This is a genomic window from Paenibacillus sp. FSL F4-0097 (assembly GCF_038593125.1).
Classification (GTDB): Bacteria; Bacillota; Bacilli; order Paenibacillales; family Paenibacillaceae; genus Paenibacillus_AQ; species Paenibacillus_AQ odorifer.
In genome coordinates this window covers 6,168,954-6,188,149 of the sequence record NZ_CP151965.1, presented here as the reverse complement: position 1 = coordinate 6,188,149, position 19,196 = coordinate 6,168,954, and the positions used below count along the sequence as shown (strand labels likewise).

General features: G+C 41.7%; 16 protein-coding genes. 13 read left to right on the top strand and 3 right to left on the bottom strand.

Features of this window, described 5'->3' with window-relative positions; all coding sequences use genetic code 11:
* Nucleotides 1–86: 86 nt before the first annotated feature.
* Nucleotides 87–1,010: a phosphotransferase gene (locus MHH86_RS27760; protein WP_340892939.1), complete on the bottom strand. Its 924-nt coding sequence runs from the start codon at nucleotides 1,008–1,010 to the stop codon at nucleotides 87–89.
* A gap of 154 nt (nucleotides 1,011–1,164) precedes the next feature.
* On the opposite strand from MHH86_RS27760, the gene MHH86_RS27755 reads away from it, so the two are divergent.
* The 10 genes from MHH86_RS27755 to MHH86_RS27710 all read left to right on the top strand — a co-directional run bounded on the left by MHH86_RS27755 (nucleotide 1,165) and on the right by MHH86_RS27710 (nucleotide 16,066).
* Nucleotides 1,165–2,046, top strand: coding sequence for an aminoglycoside phosphotransferase family protein (locus tag MHH86_RS27755; protein ID WP_340892938.1), 882 nt, complete (start codon nucleotides 1,165–1,167; stop codon nucleotides 2,044–2,046).
* Nucleotides 2,047–2,295: 249 nt separating this feature from the next.
* Nucleotides 2,296–2,859, top strand: coding sequence for an alkyl hydroperoxide reductase subunit C (ahpC, locus tag MHH86_RS27750; protein ID WP_036681373.1), 564 nt, complete (start codon nucleotides 2,296–2,298; stop codon nucleotides 2,857–2,859).
* A 14-nt stretch (nucleotides 2,860–2,873) separates the two neighbouring features.
* Nucleotides 2,874–4,403, top strand: coding sequence for an alkyl hydroperoxide reductase subunit F (ahpF, locus tag MHH86_RS27745; protein ID WP_076194054.1), 1,530 nt, complete (start codon nucleotides 2,874–2,876; stop codon nucleotides 4,401–4,403).
* 257 nt (nucleotides 4,404–4,660) lie between these two features.
* On the top strand, nucleotides 4,661–5,482 hold the full coding sequence (locus MHH86_RS27740; protein ID WP_076129804.1) for a methyl-accepting chemotaxis protein: 822 nt from the start codon (nucleotides 4,661–4,663) through the stop codon (nucleotides 5,480–5,482).
* Nucleotides 5,483–5,598: 116 nt separating this feature from the next.
* Nucleotides 5,599–6,315: a purine-nucleoside phosphorylase gene (gene deoD, locus MHH86_RS27735; protein ID WP_036681380.1), complete on the top strand. Its 717-nt coding sequence runs from the start codon at nucleotides 5,599–5,601 to the stop codon at nucleotides 6,313–6,315.
* A gap of 301 nt (nucleotides 6,316–6,616) precedes the next feature.
* Nucleotides 6,617–12,754, top strand: a complete 6,138-nt coding sequence (locus tag MHH86_RS27730) for an S-layer homology domain-containing protein (protein WP_342479559.1) — start codon at nucleotides 6,617–6,619, stop codon at nucleotides 12,752–12,754.
* 230 nt (nucleotides 12,755–12,984) lie between these two features.
* Entirely contained in the window at nucleotides 12,985–14,016 is a 1,032-nt protein-coding gene (locus MHH86_RS27725) for a cation diffusion facilitator family transporter (protein WP_305953527.1), read from the top strand.
* Nucleotides 14,017–14,090: 74 nt separating this feature from the next.
* On the top strand, nucleotides 14,091–14,411 hold the full coding sequence (locus tag MHH86_RS27720) for a metal-sensitive transcriptional regulator (RefSeq protein WP_076099971.1): 321 nt from the start codon (nucleotides 14,091–14,093) through the stop codon (nucleotides 14,409–14,411).
* A gap of 106 nt (nucleotides 14,412–14,517) precedes the next feature.
* On the top strand, nucleotides 14,518–14,847 hold the full coding sequence (locus MHH86_RS27715) for a four-helix bundle copper-binding protein (RefSeq protein ID WP_076099969.1): 330 nt from the start codon (nucleotides 14,518–14,520) through the stop codon (nucleotides 14,845–14,847).
* A 175-nt stretch (nucleotides 14,848–15,022) separates the two neighbouring features.
* Nucleotides 15,023–16,066: a globin-coupled sensor protein gene (locus tag MHH86_RS27710; RefSeq protein ID WP_305953526.1), complete on the top strand. Its 1,044-nt coding sequence runs from the start codon at nucleotides 15,023–15,025 to the stop codon at nucleotides 16,064–16,066.
* A gap of 85 nt (nucleotides 16,067–16,151) precedes the next feature.
* On the opposite strand, the gene MHH86_RS27705 is transcribed toward MHH86_RS27710, so the two are convergent.
* Nucleotides 16,152–16,322, bottom strand: a complete 171-nt coding sequence (locus tag MHH86_RS27705) for a hypothetical protein (protein WP_155288200.1) — start codon at nucleotides 16,320–16,322, stop codon at nucleotides 16,152–16,154.
* A 137-nt stretch (nucleotides 16,323–16,459) separates the two neighbouring features.
* Between MHH86_RS27705 and MHH86_RS27700 the strand changes: the two genes are divergently transcribed.
* The 3 genes from MHH86_RS27700 to MHH86_RS27690 all read left to right on the top strand — a co-directional run bounded on the left by MHH86_RS27700 (nucleotide 16,460) and on the right by MHH86_RS27690 (nucleotide 18,802).
* On the top strand, nucleotides 16,460–16,783 hold the full coding sequence (locus tag MHH86_RS27700; RefSeq protein WP_036681391.1) for a PadR family transcriptional regulator: 324 nt from the start codon (nucleotides 16,460–16,462) through the stop codon (nucleotides 16,781–16,783).
* A gap of 16 nt (nucleotides 16,784–16,799) precedes the next feature.
* Nucleotides 16,800–17,336 (top strand): DUF2812 domain-containing protein, encoded by a 537-nt coding sequence (locus tag MHH86_RS27695; RefSeq protein ID WP_036681393.1) that lies wholly within the window; start codon nucleotides 16,800–16,802, stop codon nucleotides 17,334–17,336.
* Between the two features lie 233 nt (nucleotides 17,337–17,569).
* Nucleotides 17,570–18,802, top strand: coding sequence for a glycosyl hydrolase family 8 (locus MHH86_RS27690; RefSeq protein WP_342479558.1), 1,233 nt, complete (start codon nucleotides 17,570–17,572; stop codon nucleotides 18,800–18,802).
* An 80-nt stretch (nucleotides 18,803–18,882) separates the two neighbouring features.
* Here the strand turns inward: MHH86_RS27690 and MHH86_RS27685 are convergent, their stop codons facing one another.
* The gene (locus MHH86_RS27685) at nucleotides 18,883–19,095 is read right to left on the bottom strand and encodes a hypothetical protein (protein ID WP_249267771.1); all 213 of its coding nucleotides are present in this window, start codon (nucleotides 19,093–19,095) and stop codon (nucleotides 18,883–18,885) included.
* Nucleotides 19,096–19,196 lie beyond the last annotated feature (101 nt).

The following is a 19,196-nucleotide window of genomic DNA, read 5'->3' as shown; positions in this document are numbered from 1 at the left end:
ATATAAGTTATCAAAAATAGCCTCAGTTCGGGATGAACCCGTACTGAGGTTGATTTTATATAGTACAGATTGAAACGTCAGTATTTTTACCCGTGTTTAATGCAAAGTTCTTGCCATTTCATAAGCCAACTATATTGTTCATCGCAGAATTCATTGGATATACTTTGCAATCCTTGACACTGCACTATTCTTGAGATGATTTGAAAATGTCTGATCGCAATAAAATCGAAAAGAGCCTTAAACTCATTACTGCTTATTGTACGTGTTGTACTATAACCCGAATAAAAACGTTCGTACAAACGCATGGTTTGATCATACATCGATTCATTTGAGTGATTAAAATCGGTAGCATCACACATGTATGCAACATCCATACTCGGATAATCACCCGAAGCATCATCGAAGTCCAAAAGAATATATTCACCGCACTCATTTCTGAGCATATTTCCTGTGTGAAGGTCACCGTGACAAAAGCTTTTGGGAAGCCTTGTGATACGTTCCCATAATTCATTGCCGTAATGATTTAGTTCAAGGATTTTTCCTGGGTCAAATTGGAGATCTTGCATATTGGAGATATAACCATCGATGTAATCGAATTTTGTTCTACGGATAAGCTTCTCGGGGTATCGCTCCATTAAGTTATGGAGTTTCCCGATCTGTGTCCCGATGCTCTTCGCCTCGATTCTACCATCGGGTGTTGCTCCCTCGACATAATCGTATAGTATTCCAACGCAGCTGCCAGCCTGACTACTGAGTATAATGTGGCTATCATTCTGTACAGTTCTAATCACAGAAACTGCTGGATATGAGTTAGCTTTTAAATAATCGAGGATGCGAACCGTCTGCAGAGCATCATCCGTTTTAAAGCTACGAAATATTTTGAACATATACTTTTTCTCTTGGTTCTGCAAAAAATACACCCTACCGATCATCTCACGATGAAGGTTGATATTCTCTATATTTATTTGATAGGAGTGTTTAATTTCATTGATAAGGCTATCATATTCCATATACAAAGATCTCCTTCTGATATATATCGAGCTATAAAAAAGTATATTCTCTTTGTACTTTATAACTAATATATAAAGCTTACACATACCATATGTCACAAGAAAATATTTAAGACAACCAAATAATGCTTGTAAATCATGATTGGAGATATTTATGCATACTATAGACGTCGATTTAGTAGCAAGATTAATATATGAACAATTTCCTGAATGGTCCGATTTAGAGATCAGACCTGTGAAATTCAGTGGGCATGATAATCGGACTTTTCATTTAGGTGAACAGATGAGTGTGCGATTACCAAGTGCAGTCGCTTATGTTCCTCAAGTGGAGAAAGAACAACAATGGTTACCTTTTTTAAAGAAAGGACTGACGTTACCTATTTCAACACCATTAGCGAAAGGGACACCTACCAAAGAATATCCCTGGCCTTGGTCTATTAATAATTGGCTAAAGGGAGAGACTTTATCCCATGAGAACATTAATGATCTCAATCAATTTGCGAGAGACTTGGGAAGCTTTTTAATTGAATTACAGTCTATTGATGCTAGTGGGGGACCTTTAGCCGGAGAGCATAATTTTTATAGAGGTGGGTCCTTAGCTGTATATGATGAGGAATCTAGAAATGCGATTGAGCATAATAAAGATATTTTTAATGAAGGTCTATTGAAAAAGATCTGGGAACTGGCATTAGACTCTGAATGGGAGTCAGAACCAGTTTGGGTTCATGGTGATGTCGCACCTGGAAATATATTAGTCAAAGACGGACAGCTTTGTGCAGTCATTGATTTTGGCATATTAGGGGTGGGTGATCCTGCTTGTGATGCTGCAATGGCGTGGACTTTTTTTGATCAGGCTAGTAGAAGGATCTTTAAAAAGGTATTAAACATGGATGCACAAACGTGGAATAGAGCAAGAGGGTGGGCTTTATGGAAAGCACTGATCACCTATAATGGAAATCGATATTATTCTAACCCAACAGTAGCGGAAGAATCCTTGAATATTATCAATCTAATAGTAGAAGACATCGAATTGTAGAAATTGAACTACATAAAACATGTAAACTAAACCATAATAGTCAATAAGCACGAATGAGCATCAGTCAGATGATAAAGTGTTGTATTTAAATCCGAAAGAAAGGAATTTGTATGAACATTTAGCGACTGACAACGATTATCATATTAGAATTATTATAAATAACTTGACAGGCCTTAATTTGGTTAATTATAATAATTATAAATAGTATCCACTCTATTCATAAATTAAACCCAAAGGAGATTAAACAATATGTCATTAATCGGAACAGAAGTACTACCATTCAAAGCAAGCGCATTTCAAGATGGGAAATTTATCGATGTTACAGAAGAAAACTTCAAAGGTAAATGGAGTGTAGTTTGCTTTTACCCAGCTGACTTCACATTCGTATGCCCAACTGAACTAGAAGATTTGCAGAACCAATATGAAACCCTCAAACAACTAGGTGTTGAAGTATATTCCGTTTCTACTGACACACACTTTACACATAAAGCATGGCATGAAAGCTCCGCAGCAATTGGCAAGGTGAAGTACATTATGATCGGCGATCCTTCCCATGTGGTTTCCCGCAACTTTGATGTATTGATCGAAGCTGACGGTCTTGCAGATCGTGGTACATTCATCATTGATCCAGACGGTGTTATTCAAACTGTTGAGATTAATGCTGGTGGTATCGGTCGCGATGCTAGCGCTCTTGTTAACAAAATTAAAGCAGCGCAATATGTACGCAATCATCCAGGTGAAGTTTGCCCAGCGAAATGGTCGGAAGGTGCAGAAACTCTTAAACCAAGTCTCGATCTTGTAGGTAAGATTTAAGGAGCGAAAGCTAAATGAAACTAGATCAAGAAATAAAAGCTCAACTAGCGCAATACCTTGAACTCTTGGAAGGCGATGTAGTACTGAAACTCAGTGCAGGCGCTGACGAGGCATCACAAGAGATGACCGAACTAGTTGATGAAATTGCCAAAATGTCACCTAGGATTACGGTGGAAAGAACCGAACTGTCTAGAACCCCAAGCTTTAGTGTAAATCGTGTGGGTGAAGATACGGGCGTAACCTTTGCCGGAACTCCGCTTGGACACGAATTTACTTCATTAGTATTGGCTCTGTTGCAGGTTAGCGGAAGAGCTCCTAAGGTTGAGCAAAGTGTAATTGATCAGATCAAAGGCATTAGTGGTGAATATAAGTTTGAAACTTATGTTAGCCTGAGCTGTCATAATTGCCCTGATGTTGTACAAGCACTGAATCTTATGAGTATCTTTAATCCGGGCATTACCCATACGATGATTGACGGTGGAGTATTCAAAGAAGAGGTAGAAAGCAAAGAAATTATGTCTGTTCCAAGCGTCTACCTTAATGGTGAATTTTTCGAAAGTGGTCGTATGACGGTTGAAGAAATTTTAGCTAAAATGGGCAGCAGTGTGGACGCATCAGAGTTTGACAATAAAGCTCCATATGATGTGCTTGTTGTCGGCAGCGGCCCAGCTGGTGCAAGTGCAGCCATTTACGCGGCACGTAAAGGTATTCGTACAGGTATTGTTGCTGAACGCTTTGGCGGACAGGTTAACGACACGCTTGGTATCGAGAACTTTATTAGTGTGAAGTACACTGAAGGTCCTCAACTCGTAGCTAAACTTGAAGAGCAAGTAAAAGAGTATGGCATTGATGTGATGAAATTGCAGCGTGTCAGACGTCTAGACAAAAATGACTTAATTGAAGTTGAACTCGAGAACGGTGCTGTTCTAAAGAGTAAGACGGTCATTCTGTCTACAGGTGCTCGTTGGCGGAATATGGGCGTGCCTGGTGAAGCTGAATTCAAGAACAAAGGTGTAGCCTACTGCCCACACTGTGATGGTCCTTTGTTTGCAGGCAAAGATGTTGCAGTTGTTGGCGGCGGTAACTCAGGTATTGAGGCAGCTATTGACCTTGCAGGTATAGTGAAGCATGTAACGGTTCTGGAATTTGCTCCAGAGCTCAAAGCTGATGCTGTACTGCAAGATCGTCTCTATAGCCTTCCTAACGTTACTGTTCATAAAAACGTGCAAACTAAAGAGATTACCGGAACTGATAAGGTAAATGGTATTTCTTATGTTGATCGTGCGACAGAAGAGACTCACCATGTTGAATTGCAGGGTGTATTTGTACAGATTGGTCTGGTTCCAAATACAGAATGGCTAGGTGACACAGTTGAACGTACTCGCGTAGGTGAGATTGTTGTAGATAGCCATGGTGCTACTAGCTTACCAGGAGTATTTGCTGCTGGTGACTGCACTAATAGTGCTTATAAACAAATCATTATCTCGATGGGATCCGGTGCAACTGCAGCGCTAGGAGCATTTGATTATCTGATCCGTAACTAATCGATATTATTAGTAACAGCAAGAGAACGAAAGCCCTCACTTTTCACAAAGTGGGGGTTTTTTTTATCTTTTGTGAGAGAGAAATGGGTGTTTATAAACTTTTTTGGAGGATTTTATGAAGATTTTCGCGAATACATATCTAAAATATGAATTAAGCAAAATTAAGGATTTAGATTAAATGCATGTCTGCAAGGCATAATCTGGTTAGACTTGGTGCGCTATAAATAACGTTTTGCTGGAATGGAGACTATATTTCTGTGATTAACAACATTGAATCTTTAGACAAATTTATCTCACTTATACCAATTATAAAATTATCTATCCCCGCTGATTTATCAATAGCGATATGTGATTTGGAACGGTTCGTTGCTTATTTTCCTGGCGACACCATAAATTTAAACATTAACGAAGGACAACCTTTACACAAAGAAGAACCGCTTTACTTAGCGATACAAGAGAATCGTACCTTGAAGTCCGATGTTCCAGCCCACTTTTATGGATTTGAGTTTACAGGTACAGCAACACCTCTTCACGATCAAACGGGACAAGTCATTGGCGGGATTGCAGTTCAGATTCGAAGACAAAGTGAATTAAAAGCTATTGTAGAACAAATCTCGGAATCATTATCCCAAGCCAATGAGCAAATTAATAATATTTCCTATGGTGTAAGTTCACTTTCCGATCACTCTCAGGAACTACTCATTCAATCTCAGCAGGCTGGAAAAGATGTGGAGAATACAACAGAAGTCCTATCCATTATAAACAGGGTTGCTGATCAAACGAATTTACTTGGGCTGAATGCTGCAATAGAAGCAGCGCATGCAGGTGAGAAAGGTAGAAGTTTTGAAGTCGTAGCCAAGGAAATCCGGAAATTTTCAAGGGAAACCGTCGCCTCGACGCAAAACATAAATAAAACCATGTTACAGATTAAGGGAATTACGAATCAAATGGCTAATTCGATAGAGAAGATAGCAGCTATCGGCCAAGAACAGGCGGCATCTGTTCAGCATACTTCTACATTTATTGAGGAAATAAAGATAATGTCCCAAAAACTTAATGAGTTTGCTAATAAATTATAAAAAGAGATTCAGTAGCAGTATTTTTGTCGCAATAAAAGAAAATTTTAAACGTATATTTAAAATCATGAATGGTATAGTAAGATAGTAATGAGTAATCAACATAGGAGGAATAAATTATGTCAACGCCGCACAATGCAGCACAAAATGGTGAAATCGCCAAAACAGTATTAATGCCAGGAGATCCTTTGAGAGCGAAGTATATTGCAGAAACCTATTTGGAGAACCCAACCCAATTTAATACGGTACGTAATATGTTTGGATATACAGGAACTTATAAAGGCAAAGAGGTTTCGGTAATGGGTTCGGGAATGGGAATGCCAAGTATCGGTATTTATTCTTATGAACTATACAAAAACTATGGTGTGGAAAACATCATTCGTATCGGTAGTGCTGGAGCATATACTGATAAATTGAATTTATTTGACGTGGTGTTGGCGGATAGCGCGTGGAGTGAATCTACATATGCCTATGTGCAAAGCGGTGTAGAAGGAGATATCCAGCTGCCAAGTAAAGAATTGAACGAAGTCATTGAAGCAGCGGCTACACGTATTAACAAGCCAGTTCTGACGGCGAGAATTCATTCCAGCGATGTATTCTATCATGAAGACAATGTGCCTGGAGTTAATGAATTTTACAATGAACATGGCTGTGTTTGTGTAGAAATGGAGAGTTATGCGTTGTTCCATAATGCGAAAGTGTTAGGTAAACAAGCTGCATGTATTCTTACCATTTCCGATTCGTTAGTTACTCATGCTGTAACCACGGCAGAAGAAAGACAAAATTCTTTCAACGGCATGATGGAAGTAGCTTTAGAAGCAGCGATTTCTATTTAATAAAAAAGATTAAGCAGCTTAAAAAGTTCTACGAGAAAAAGCTTGAAAGCCTATTAAATTCAGGATTAAGTCCTGATATTTAATAGGTTTTTTTCTCATTTGTAAGGTTGTGGAAATGGATAGGTGAAGCGTGTAAATTATTGTTGTTTTTAATCAAAATTTAATGTTAAATTCGTAATATTTCTCTCGGATTATACCGATATAAAAATCAAACCAAATGGCTACAAATCTTAGAAAAGACATCTAATCTCCATATGGTGGAAGTATTTATATTTTGGTGTAATGCCAAAGGGGGAAAATTGTGATTAAGCGGAGTGGCAATCTTTTATTAGCAATAAGTTTAGTATTCTCTATCGTCAGTTCTCTGTTTATGCCTGCAGTAATTTATGCAGCACCCAGCAATAGCAATATCATAGATCAAAGCTCCACATCAGCTGGAAATTTGAGCAGTGTTGCATTTGGTAACAATGTTTTTGTAGCGGTGGGCCAAGGAGGGATATCTACATCATCAAATGGCGTAGATTGGTCTATCTCCAATAAGGCGGGGAACCCCAAACTAACTTCTATTGTGTTCGCTAATGGGCTGTTCTTAGCTATTGATGGTAGCGAAAAGGCAGTATACAATTCACTCGATGGTGAAAATTGGACAAAAAAAACGTTAGCTATCACTCCGGAAAGGTTGAAAGCGGTCAATGGAAAGTTTTTTGTATGGCAGTCAGTATATATACCTGGCACCAATCCACCTTCTTATAATGTAACTCTTCTACAATCCTCGGATGGCATTAACTGGACAGACACAGGAATCACTTCTACCAATGCAATATTCGGAATGCAAAGCTTAACGGATATTGCTTATGGCGACAACAAATATGTGGTCTCTGCTAACAATGCTGTCTATTATACCTCAACGAATCTGATCAATTGGACAACGGTTACCTTAACCGATCTTGTGATCAACCACTATAATTCTAGCTGGCCTTATGTTACGAATGTAATCTATTTAAATAATCGTTTCTTTAGTTATATCGTGACTCCTTATGCTAAAAAAGTATTCACCTCTACAGACGGTGTTAACTGGACCGTTGATGCCTCATGGGATAATAAGCAATTTTATGGGGGAGGTTCTTTAAATGGGAGCTATTTGTTGTTTGGGCAGGGCGTAATTTATAAATCTCCTGCGGCTCCGCTGGACAGCAGCCAGTGGACATCTTCGGATACCCATACAACAATGATGGTGAACAATATGGTTTACGGAAATGGCAAATATGTTGCCTCAGGGGGCAGCGGCTTGCTGGTTTCTTCTGACCTCTCGGCGTGGAGTAATGTCAGCGGTAATCTGAAAAGTATTGCTAAGGATGGTAATGGCAATTATGTTGCCGTCTCATCCGGGGAATATGGCTCTATTTACAAATCTACTAGCTCCGCAGTATGGAACGATGTCACACCCTCTAAGCTGCCGGGAATGAATGCGGTCACTTATGGAGCAGGGAAGTTTATTGCAGTTACAGATAAAGAAAACTACAATCTTAACGCCAAAGTGGTGACCTCGACCAACGGTGACACTTGGACTACGACAGATACCGGAGTGCAGGACAATCTGACAGGTATTGCTTTTGGCACAAATCAGTATATTGCAGTTTCCGATTATGGCGGAATTTATTCTTCAGTTAACGGAACCTCATGGACAGAGAGATTTAAAAATGGGGATTTTGCATTTAATACAGTAGCTTACTTGAATAATCAATTTGTAGCTCTTGGGATGAAATACAATAGTACTACTTATGAGCAAGAGAGCGTTGTTATCGCAAAATCATCGGATGGAATACAGTGGAATGTGCCCCTAGAGATTGGGTTCCCCAATACTTCTTTAAAGGGAATTGCCTATGATGGCAGAGCTTATATTCTGGTTGGAGAAGATACAATTAGCCAGCAGGCAGTAATTCTAACCACTGAGGATTTGGTAACTTTTACGAAGGTTACAATATCAGCTAGCGCACTAAATAATATCAGCTTTGGTAATGGAAGTTTTCTGGCTGTTGGATTGAAGGGGGAGTTATTCTCTTCGGCAGACGGATCCACGTGGACTCAGGAAACATCAGATCTTACTTCTAATCTTAATGGCATTATTTACGATGGTACTAACTTTAAGGTCGTGGGGGATTATTTCACTAAAATGACCTTGAACCTAGGACCTACTCTTGCATATAACATCACCGCCTCAGCGGCGACCTTGACGCCTGTCGTAGGTGTAGATAATGGGATTACGCTGACCGTGAAGAATTCGCTGGGCGATACGGACACTCTGTTTACCGGAACAAAAGAAGTGACGGTAACGGGTTATGGTGTTGCACCGGACGGAACGTACGGAAGCTTAGGAAGCACCGCTTTGGCAGCTTCACCGAGCAAGATCAACGTTGATTTCGTTGCGGGTGTAGCACAGGTGAACCTGAAGCTGAACAAAGCGGGAGCACAAGCTGTTGTGTTCAGCCAAGCAGGCGTAGCCACGCCAGCGGCAACGGCGCTGAACATTGCACCTGTCGCAGGTAGTACAGCGACAATGAAACTGACCACAGGCGTAAGTGCGCCGCAGGCCAATGGCGGCAGCTTTGCGCAGCAGCCAGTGATAACACTGCTGGATCAGTTTGGAAATGTAAACATTGGCGACAACAGTACGATTGTTACTGTTTCGAAGAAGGACGCAGGGAGCTGGACATTGACGGGAAATACGACATTGACGGCAGTAGCGGGCGTCATTTCCTTTACGGATCTGGGAGCCACGAATGCAGCTGGAATCACCGGAGCCCAACTGGCATTTGATGCGACAGGACTTCCACAGATCACTAGTGTAGCGTTGAATCTTCCACAACCACAGGGAGCGCAAAGCATCACTGCCTCAGCGGCGACGTTGACACCTGTCGTAGGTGTAGATAATGGCATTACGCTGACCGTGAAGAATTCGCTGGGCGACACGGACACTCTGTTTACCGGAACAAAAGAAGTGACGGTAGCGGGTTATGATGTTGCGCCGGACGGAACGTACGGAAGCTTAGGAAGTACCGCTTTGGCAGCTTCACCAAACAAGATCAACGTTGATTTCGTTGAGGGCGTAGCTCAGGTGGATCTGAAGCTGAACAAAGCTGGCGCGCAAGCGGTTATGTTCAGCCAAGCAGGTGTAGCCTCGCCAGCGGCAATGGCGCTGAACATTGCACCTGTCGCAGGTAGCACAGCGACAATGAAGCTGACCACAGGCGTAAGTGCTCCGCAAGCCAATGGCGGTAGCTTCGCGCAGCAGCCAGTAATTACTTTGCTGGATCAGTTTGGGAATGTAAACATTGGCGACAACAGTACGGTTGTTACTGTGTCGAAGAAGGATGCAGGAAGCTGGATGTTGACGGGAAATACGACATTGACGGCAGTAGCGGGCGTCATTTCCTTTACGGATCTGGGAGCCACGAATGCAGCTGGAATCACAGGAGCCCAACTGGCATTTGATGCGACAGGACTTCCACAGATCACTAGCGCTACCGTGAATCTTCCACAACCACAGGGAGCACAAAGCATTACCGCCTCAGCGGCGACTTTGACACCTGTCGTAGGTGTAGATAATGGGATTACGCTGACCGTGAAGAATTCGCTGGGCGACACGGACACTCTGTTTACCGGAACAAAAGAAGTGACGGTAGCGGGTTATGATGTTGCGCCGGACGGAACGTACGGAAGCTTAGAAAGCACCGCTTTGGTAGCTTCACCGAGCAAGATCAACGTTAATTTCGTTGCGGGTGTAGCTCAGGTGGATCTGAAGCTGAACAAAGCGGGAGCACAGGCTGTTGTGTTCAGCCAAGCAGGCGTAGCCTCGCCAGCGGCAATGGCGCTGAACATTGCACCTGTCGCAGGCAGCACAGCGACAATGAAGCTGACCACAGGCGTAAGTGCTCCGCAAGCCAATGGCGGTAGCTTCGCGCAGCAGCCAGTAATTACTTTGCTGGATCAGTTTGGGAATGTAAACATTGGCGACAGCAGTACGGTTGTTACTGTGTCGAAGAAGGATGCAGGAAGCTGGACGTTGACGGGGAATGTGACGTTGACGGCAGTAGCGGGTGTCATTACCTTTACGGATCTGGGAGCTACGAATGCAGCTGGAATCACAGGAGCCCAACTGGCATTTGATGCGACAGGTCTTGCAGAGATCACTAGTGCAGTTATTGACCTTACCTGGCCTGAACTTGCTGCGCCAAGTATTGAGTCTGTAACGGCAGGAAACGGACATATTCGAATTACTTGGAGTCCCGTATATGGTACCGATAGTTACGCTGTATATCAGTCTACAGCTTCAGGTGTTTATGGAGCTGAGGTAGCTACTATAAGTGGCTCTGAGAACAGTTACGATGCTGTAGGATTAATTAATGGAACTGCTTATTATTTTATTGTTAAAGCTGTTAATCCTGATGGTATCAGTGCGGCTTCCAATGAAGTAACTAGAACGCCTCAGGTTCCAGCGCCGGGCGCGCCAATACTTCATTCACCTGTGGCAAGTAATGGCATCATCGGCTTAACATGGGATCCGGTGAAGGGTGCGATTGGATACACTATATATCAAGGTATCACTTCCGGAATCTATGAGACACAAGTGGCTACAGTAAGCGAGTCCGTCTACAACTATGATGTGACAGGGTTAACTAATGGCCAATCTTATTATTTCGTAGTTAAGGCATCTAATCCGGGCGGGGAGAGTGCAGCTTCTAACGAAGTCAGCACGAAACCAAGAACATCACCATCTGCACCTACGGGCTTAATAGCAGTAGCGGGAGATGGCGAGGCGACTGTGACATTTGCAGTTCCTGATTCGAACGGGGGAACTCCAATTACGAATTATGAGGTTACTGCTTCTCCGGGTAATATCGTAACAGTTGGGGCAACAAGTCCAATAACGGTAACAGGTCTAGCGAATGGAACAACTTATTCGTTTACAGCTAAAGCGATTAATAGCGCTGGTAGTAGTGTAGCTTCTGAAGTTTCGAACTCCGTGACACCAAAGTCATCAACGGAGGTTGAGGTTACACCTACACCGCCAACACCAACACCAACACCAACAGAATCACCGACATCAACACCGACTGCACCACCTGCAACAACTGCACCACCTGCAACAGCAGGATCCACTGCTACAGCTACAGCTACACCATCTAGCAGCATGGTTGAGGTATTGGTGAACGGTAAGGTTGAAAATGCCGGAACAGCAACGATATCTGAGCATAACGGGCAGACGGTTACCACGATTGTTGTAGATCAGGCAAAAATAGAGCAACGCATCGAAAAGGAAGACCAGAATGCAATTATAACTATCCCTGTGACTGCGACTTCAGATGTGATTATTGGCGAGCTTAATGGTCAAATCATCAAAGATATGGAGCAGAAGCAGGCGCTGTTAATCATTCGTACTCCAAAGGGTACTTATACAATATCAGCAGCACAGATTGATATCAGTGCAATTTCAAAACAGTTTGGCACAGACATTGCTCTACAAGATGTGAAGGTGCAAATTTCAATTTCTGTTCCGACTGCGGATGTACTGAAAAGAATAGAAATGCTGGCAGCCAATGAAAAGCTAACGCTGGTAGCTCAGCCATTAGATTTCACGGTGAAAGTTACTTACGCTGGGAAAACTGTTGAACTCACTAAGTTTAATACCTATGTGGAAAGAACTATTCCTCTTGCGGATGGTGTAGACCTTAAGAAGATTACGACTGGGCTAGTGCTTGAAGCAGGGGGGACGATCCGCCATGTACCCACACAGATTGTTGCCATTGATGGCAAAAACTTTGCGAAAATACACAGTTTAACGAACAGTACGTATTTTGTAGTTCAAGATCCACAGAACTTCAAGGATGTCGTCACCCACTGGGCTAAGGACATTGTCAATGAGATGGCTTCCCGTAAGGTTATTAATGGAGTCGGTGACGATTTGTTTAACCCTAATCAGGAGATTACACGTGCAGAATTTGCGGCGATTATCGTACGTGGATTGGGATTGAAATTGGAGAGCGGAACAACATCCTTTACGGATGTGAAGGTCTCAGATTGGTATAATGATGCGGTGCAGACAGCTTACTCCTATAAGCTAATCAACGGTTTTGAGGATGGAGCGTTCCATCCTACAGACAAGATTACTCGGGAACAGGCGATGAGTATTATTGCTAAAGCTATGGTGATTACCGATTTGAAGACAAAACTTCCTGCCAAAGAAGCAAGCGAGCTGCTGAGCATTTACACGGATGCGAATGAAGCATCAGGCTGGGCGAAGAGTGGCATTGCAGACAGCCTGCAAGCAGGAATCATCACGGGCAGAAGCGGAAATGTACTTGCCCCACAAGCCTTCATTACGAGAGCAGAAGTTGCGGCTATCATCCAAAGATTGCTGCAACAATCAGATTTGATTTAATACACGGTACTGATTCGAGAGGATCCTTCATGCAGGAAGAGCTGCGGAGGGTCCTCTTTATTTTATTAGGTCAGAGACAATCATTTGTTGCTTTTTTATTGACAAGAAGAAAAATCCAGTTAATAATAACATATGAACACATGCTCATATGTTATTATTAACTGGAGCTTTTGAATGTAACTACGCAGGGCTACGAATACTATCTAGCTGAAGGTAATAGGAGGTTAAGCATGATGAACAAGAAGAAAAGACACAATCATCAGGTCGAGAATGCACACAGGCAACAGGCCAATCACGATCACAGTAACCACGACCACGCTCATGAAGGACACAGTCACTCTCATGAAGGACACAATCACTCGCATGGCGCTCACGGGCATCATCATTTTGATCCAAGTGGAAATAAAAAAGGGCTTATGATTGCGTTAATCATTACGGTTGGAATTATGTTTTTGGAGTTTTTTGGAGGGTTAATTACCAACAGCTTAGCCCTGTTATCGGACAGTGGGCATATGCTAAACGATGCAAGCTCTCTAGCATTAAGCCTAGTAGCGGTCTGGTTCGCAACCAAACCTGCTTCTCCGAACAAAACGTACGGATTTCATCGATTTGAAATTTTAGCGGCACTTTTAAACGGAGTTACTTTATTTGTAGTTGCTGGATTTATCATTGTAGAAGCTTATGGGCGATTTTTTGATCCGCCGACGGTTGCCAGTGGTTCTATGATGCTGATCGCAAGTATTGGTCTTTTAGCCAATGTAGCTAGTGCATGGTCGCTTATGAGAAAAGGGGATGTGAAAAATAATATTAATCTCCGTAGTGCTTATCTCCATGTGCTTGGTGATGCTTTAGGTTCGGTAGGGGCGATTATTGCCGGTTTAATTATGATGATTTTTGGCTGGTATGTTGCAGATCCTATCATAAGCGTTCTGGTTGCTCTATTGATTCTTAGAGGGGCATGGGGAATTATCAAACATACCGTTCATGTCCTTATGGAAGGCACACCGATTACAATTAATCCAGCTGAAGTAAAGGAAATCCTCGAAAGCATTGAGGGGGTTAGAAATATTCATGACCTGCATATCTGGACCATAACTTCGGGCTTAGATTCACTCAGCTGTCATATCTTAATTGAAGAGGAAGCAGATGACCAACGCATTTTGCAGCAAGCGATTCGGTTAATTGCCGATCATTTCAAAATTCAACATACAACCATTCAGGTTGAAACTTCCGCTATAGTTCATGAAGAATTGAAAATCTAATCAATGATTTATTTTTTGAATAGAATAGGGGGGCTATAGTATAATAAAAATACGAGGAAAGGGGTGATCGGTGCATGGATAATCTGACTCACGAGCATGAATCATGCAGTACGGATGAGCGGAAAAGTCATCACTCAGATAAAACTAAAAAGAATTTGATTAGCCGGCTCAATAGAATTGAAGGTCAAGTTAGAGGGCTAAAAGGGTTAATTGAAAAAGACACCTATTGTGATGATGTGCTGCATCAAATCTCCTCGGTCCAATCTGCATTGAACGGCGTGGGCAAGCTTTTGCTGGAGCAGCATATGAAAAGTTGTGTAGTGGAACGTATCCAGGATGGTGAGAACGAGGTACTGGATGAGCTATTAGTTACCATCAATAAATTAATTAGATAATTGATCAATCGGAAGGATTCCTTGGAATCCTTTTTTATTTGCTCAAATTGGGTATATATAGAGTAGGGGACTATCCTAATTTATGATTTCGAGAGGAGTATGTGTTATGGCACATCAAAACTACAAAGTGTGTATTGAAGAGTGTTTGAAATGTATGGTAGCTTGTAATCACTGTTACTCAGCTTGTTTGGATGAGGATCATGTGGGGATGATGAAGGAGTGCATTCGCCTGGATCGTGAATGTGCTGATATATGCGAGTTCGCAGCTCATGCGATGTCGATGAACAGTAAATATGCAAAAGAAATTTGTCTGGCTTGTGCAGAAGCTTGTGAAGCCTGCGGCAACGAATGCCAAAAGCATGATCATGAACATTGCCAGCAATGTGCAGAAGCTTGTTTTGCTTGTGCAAGAGTTTGCCGTGAAATGGCGGCATAAATTAAAGCTTGAAACTGAAAGGGCTGCCGCGGCAGTCCTTTATTCATGAATAGGAAGCCAAATCTAAGGGCAACTAGTGAGGTTTTGTAAAATTATTAAGCAATATAGGTAAATATAGTGTTAAAATTTATTGAAATAATACCTTTATAATCAAGAGATATAGATGCCATAGGGGATGGCTGAGAAAAATAAACAGAATGAGGGGGATGTTAACAACGTTATGATCAATCTTAGTCCAGAACGACTCCAGCAAGTTAGCTACATAGGGATTACTGAAGCTGATTTAGAATTATTAAAAAGCAAGGAGAAAGAATTCAAATTAATCGTTAGCTCATTGGTTGAGGAACTGTATAAACAGATGACGATGGAGCCAGAATTGCTCCACATCATTGAGCAGCACAGTACACTGGATCGATTAAAAGAAACACAGCAGTGGTATTTTTTATCCATGGCCTCTGGTGTGATCGATGAAGCATTTATTGAAAGACGTTTGCTTATCGGGAAAATCCATTCTCGTATTGGATTAACAACGAATTGGTATTTGGGGACGTACATATTATATCTGGATCTGGCTACTGCTTATTTTGAACGGATATTACCAAACGAGTGGAAGCCTGTTATTCATGCCTTAACCAAGATGTTTAATCTCGATTCACAGCTCGTTCTTGAAGCCTATGAAGTGGATGAAAAAGCAAAAATTGAAAACTTGCTGGAGAAGCAAAATCACCTGCTTACAGGAGTGAGTTCAGCCGTTCAGGAGCTGGTATCTTTGATGGTTCAATTAAAGGATAGCAGTGAATCGATAGAAAGTTTAGCTAGTAAAAATGCTGATTATCAAGAGAAAACGCATCAAACGGTATTATATTTAGACAAAGAGGTGGAGTCTATTCATCAAGTGGGTACGATGATTAGAGAAGTGGCTGATCATACGCATCTTTTAGGCTTAAATGCGGCTATCGAAGCCGCCAGAGCTGGGGAGTTTGGAAGAGGGTTTGAAGTTGTGGCTAATGAGGTTCGTAAGCTAGCCCGCCGCTCAAAGGATTCATTGGTAACCATTGACCAGAAACTAGACAATATCAATGCCACCCTTTCCAAGGTGAAAAAAGAATCGGAACATAACTCAATGTATTCCAAGGATCAAGTCAAAAGCTCTCAAGAGCTGGCTTCCTTCGTGAACTTAATTGAAAAAGTGACTGCTGAGTTAGAGAGCTTGAAATGAAGCTGCCACGGATTGAAACACTCCTTCAGAAAATTCTGAGGAGTGTTTTTTTGTTTGAAATATAAGAAGTTATTAGCGGTCTAGCTTAGACATCAGTTTTGGAGACACCGTTTAAGCTGGGCACATAATCAGCAGCCTTATCGATGTTCACCATCTGAGCGGCTTCATTGAAATTGTTGTTATTCTCCGCATTGTTTTTCTTACTTGGTTGATGTTTACCTGGAGCTTCTTTGGGATTGGCACTATTTTTGGGCATGACATTCACCTCCATATTCTTCACCTAGTATGAGAAGGTAGTTTGAATTTTATGCCAGCAGTTGACAAGTGTATCATTAAAAGATATAGTTCATTTAATGATATATCTTTTAATGATACATATGAGGAGGTGATTAAGTGTCAAGAACGGACTCATTGGAAATGGGAGAGCTCACAGACACTGCATTTTATATTCTCTTATCTTTAGTCGAAGCCAAACACGGATATCTAATTATGAAATCGATCGAAACGATGACGAACAATCAATTTTCAATTGGGCCTGCTTCCATGTATACAACCATTAAGAAGCTGTTAGCGGCTGAATTTATTGAGCTGTATAAAGAAGAAGAGGATGACAAACGAAAAACGTATATTGCAACAGAAAAAGGGATTGGATTGCTAAGAAAAGAAGTAGAGCGCCGAAAAGAAATGATTAGACATGCAGAACAAATTCTCAAATAAAAGGTGGGGAATAGGCATGAAGAATACAAAATATGTGACCAGCGGGGGCTTAGCTTTTACTGAAAAAGGTGATATGCAGAAATTGAGTAAGTATGCCAAAAGGGGCTGGCTCCTGGAAAGCTTTGCACCATTTGGTTATAAGTTAAGAAAGGGAGATCCCCAGACTTTTGAGTACAGTGTAGATTATCACACGAATGTGGATGAGGAGTATTATTTGATTTTTGAAGATGCCGGATGGACCTATGTCTGTTCTGCCGGAAATGGGTTTCATATCTTTCGGGCAGCTGCAGGTACGGCGCCTATCTACTCAGACACTGGGACCCTCATTGACAAATATGAACGTGAAAAGAAAACGATGAGCAAAGCAGCCTTGCCATTGCTTATAGCTTTGATTGTTTTTATCTTCCTAGCGATCTTGGGCGTTAATGGATGGTTACCTGAGATGGTGAGGAATATCAGCCTAGTGTTAGTAGTGGTCACACTTTGTATGTTGGTCTTTCCGGGTCTTCCATACATTGCGTATCGACTTAAATTAAATAAATTACGAGAATAGCGAATGAATTTTTATCTAAAGGATGTTTGCACAGCCATGAATGAAGTTGGTTGTGGGATCATCCTTTTTTAGTTGAGGAGTGAGAACAAATCTAAGTCTCAGATATATAGTACTAATGATCTATTAATGGGATTTATTATATATTAATTCCATATTCTGTATTACAATGATGACGAATACGAATTAGCTTGCTGTTTTCTTTCAAATTACCACAATTGAAGAGGAGGCAATGAATGATGAAGAAGAATGCAAAGCTTAGGTTGAGTTGGAGAAGCCTTATTGTCGTATGTTTGATAATTAGTATTCTTCCTGCCGGTTCCGCGTTTGCAGCAGTGAACAAACCTTTTCCGCAACACACCACCTACACGAGTGGATCTATCAAGCCGAACAATGTAACCCAGACCAGTATGGATAATTCAGTGAAGACCAAATGGGATGCGTGGAAAACGGCCTATCTCAAACCAGCTGGCACTGGCAAATATTACGTTAAGTATAATTCAGATGGAGAAACGGTATCTGAAGCACATGGTTACGGGATGTTGTTCACAGTTTTGATGGCTGGTTATGACAGTAATGCTCAGACTTATTTTGACGGCTTATATAATTATTACAAGGCTCATCCAAGTACAATTAACCCTTATTTGATGTCCTGGAAGCAAAATAGCAGCTTTCAAAACATTGAAGGAGAGGATTCGGCTACAGATGGAGATATGGATATAGCTTTCTCATTGCTGCTTGCGGACAAGCAGTGGGGAAGTAGTGGTACGATCAATTATTTACAAGCTGCAAAAGATATCATCAATGCGATTATGGACAATGAGATTAACCAGACACAGTGGACGATCCGTCTAGGTGACTGGGCGAATAGTGGCTCGTATAATACAGCAACTAGACCTTCGGATTTCATGCTAAATCATTTAAAAGCATTCCAACAGGCTACAGGAGATACCCGCTGGACGAATGTTATCGATAAAACGTACACGATTATAAATAGCTTTAATACGGGTTATAGTTCTAGCACTGGACTCTTGCCTGATTTCGTAGTTTACTCTGGGGGTGTGTATAAACCTGCTGCGGCGAATTTCCTTGAAGATGCCAATGACGGGAATTACAATTACAATTCTTGTCGTACCCCATGGCGTATTGCAACAGACTATTTGATTACTGGAGACAGCAGGGCGCTTACGCAGCTTAATAAGATGAATAGCTGGATTAAGACTAAAGTAAGCAGTACACCTGGTAGTATAAAAGATGGGTACAAGCTAAACGGAACCGTATTTGGAAGTTACAACAGCGGTGCCTTCTATGCTCCATTTGGGGTCAGTGCGATGACCTCATCAACTTACCAAAGCTGGTTGAATTCTCTCTGGAGCCACACAGCAAGCAGTGCTGCAGAAGATTACTATGAAGACAGCATCAAGCTGTTTTCGATGATCGTTATGTCTGGCAACTGGTGGACCTATTAAGAGAATATTTAGGTAGAAAAAGGCTGTCCCCAAAACGTTCATGCCCAAAACCATAAAAGCCAAACAGAACAGCGATTCTCCTAATATTGGAGAATCGCTGTTCTGCATTTTTGGTCAACTGCAGCTTGCTTCAGTAAATTATGGGCAAGTGAAAGCCACCCGATCTCTAACGTCACTTTTTTGTGCCGCAAAGCAGAAATCACTGGAATCCCCGAGATCCCCGCAATCTTCGTTTGTTCTTCGGTTATCCAAATACACTTTGCGGTTTCATCATTCGGCGTACGGCGGAGCATCCTTTATTTGATAACCAATTGAATCAAGGGGCGTACCTAGTGATGCTCCAAATGATGCAATAAGCGAAGCACTTATACAGCAATTAGTTATGATGAACGAA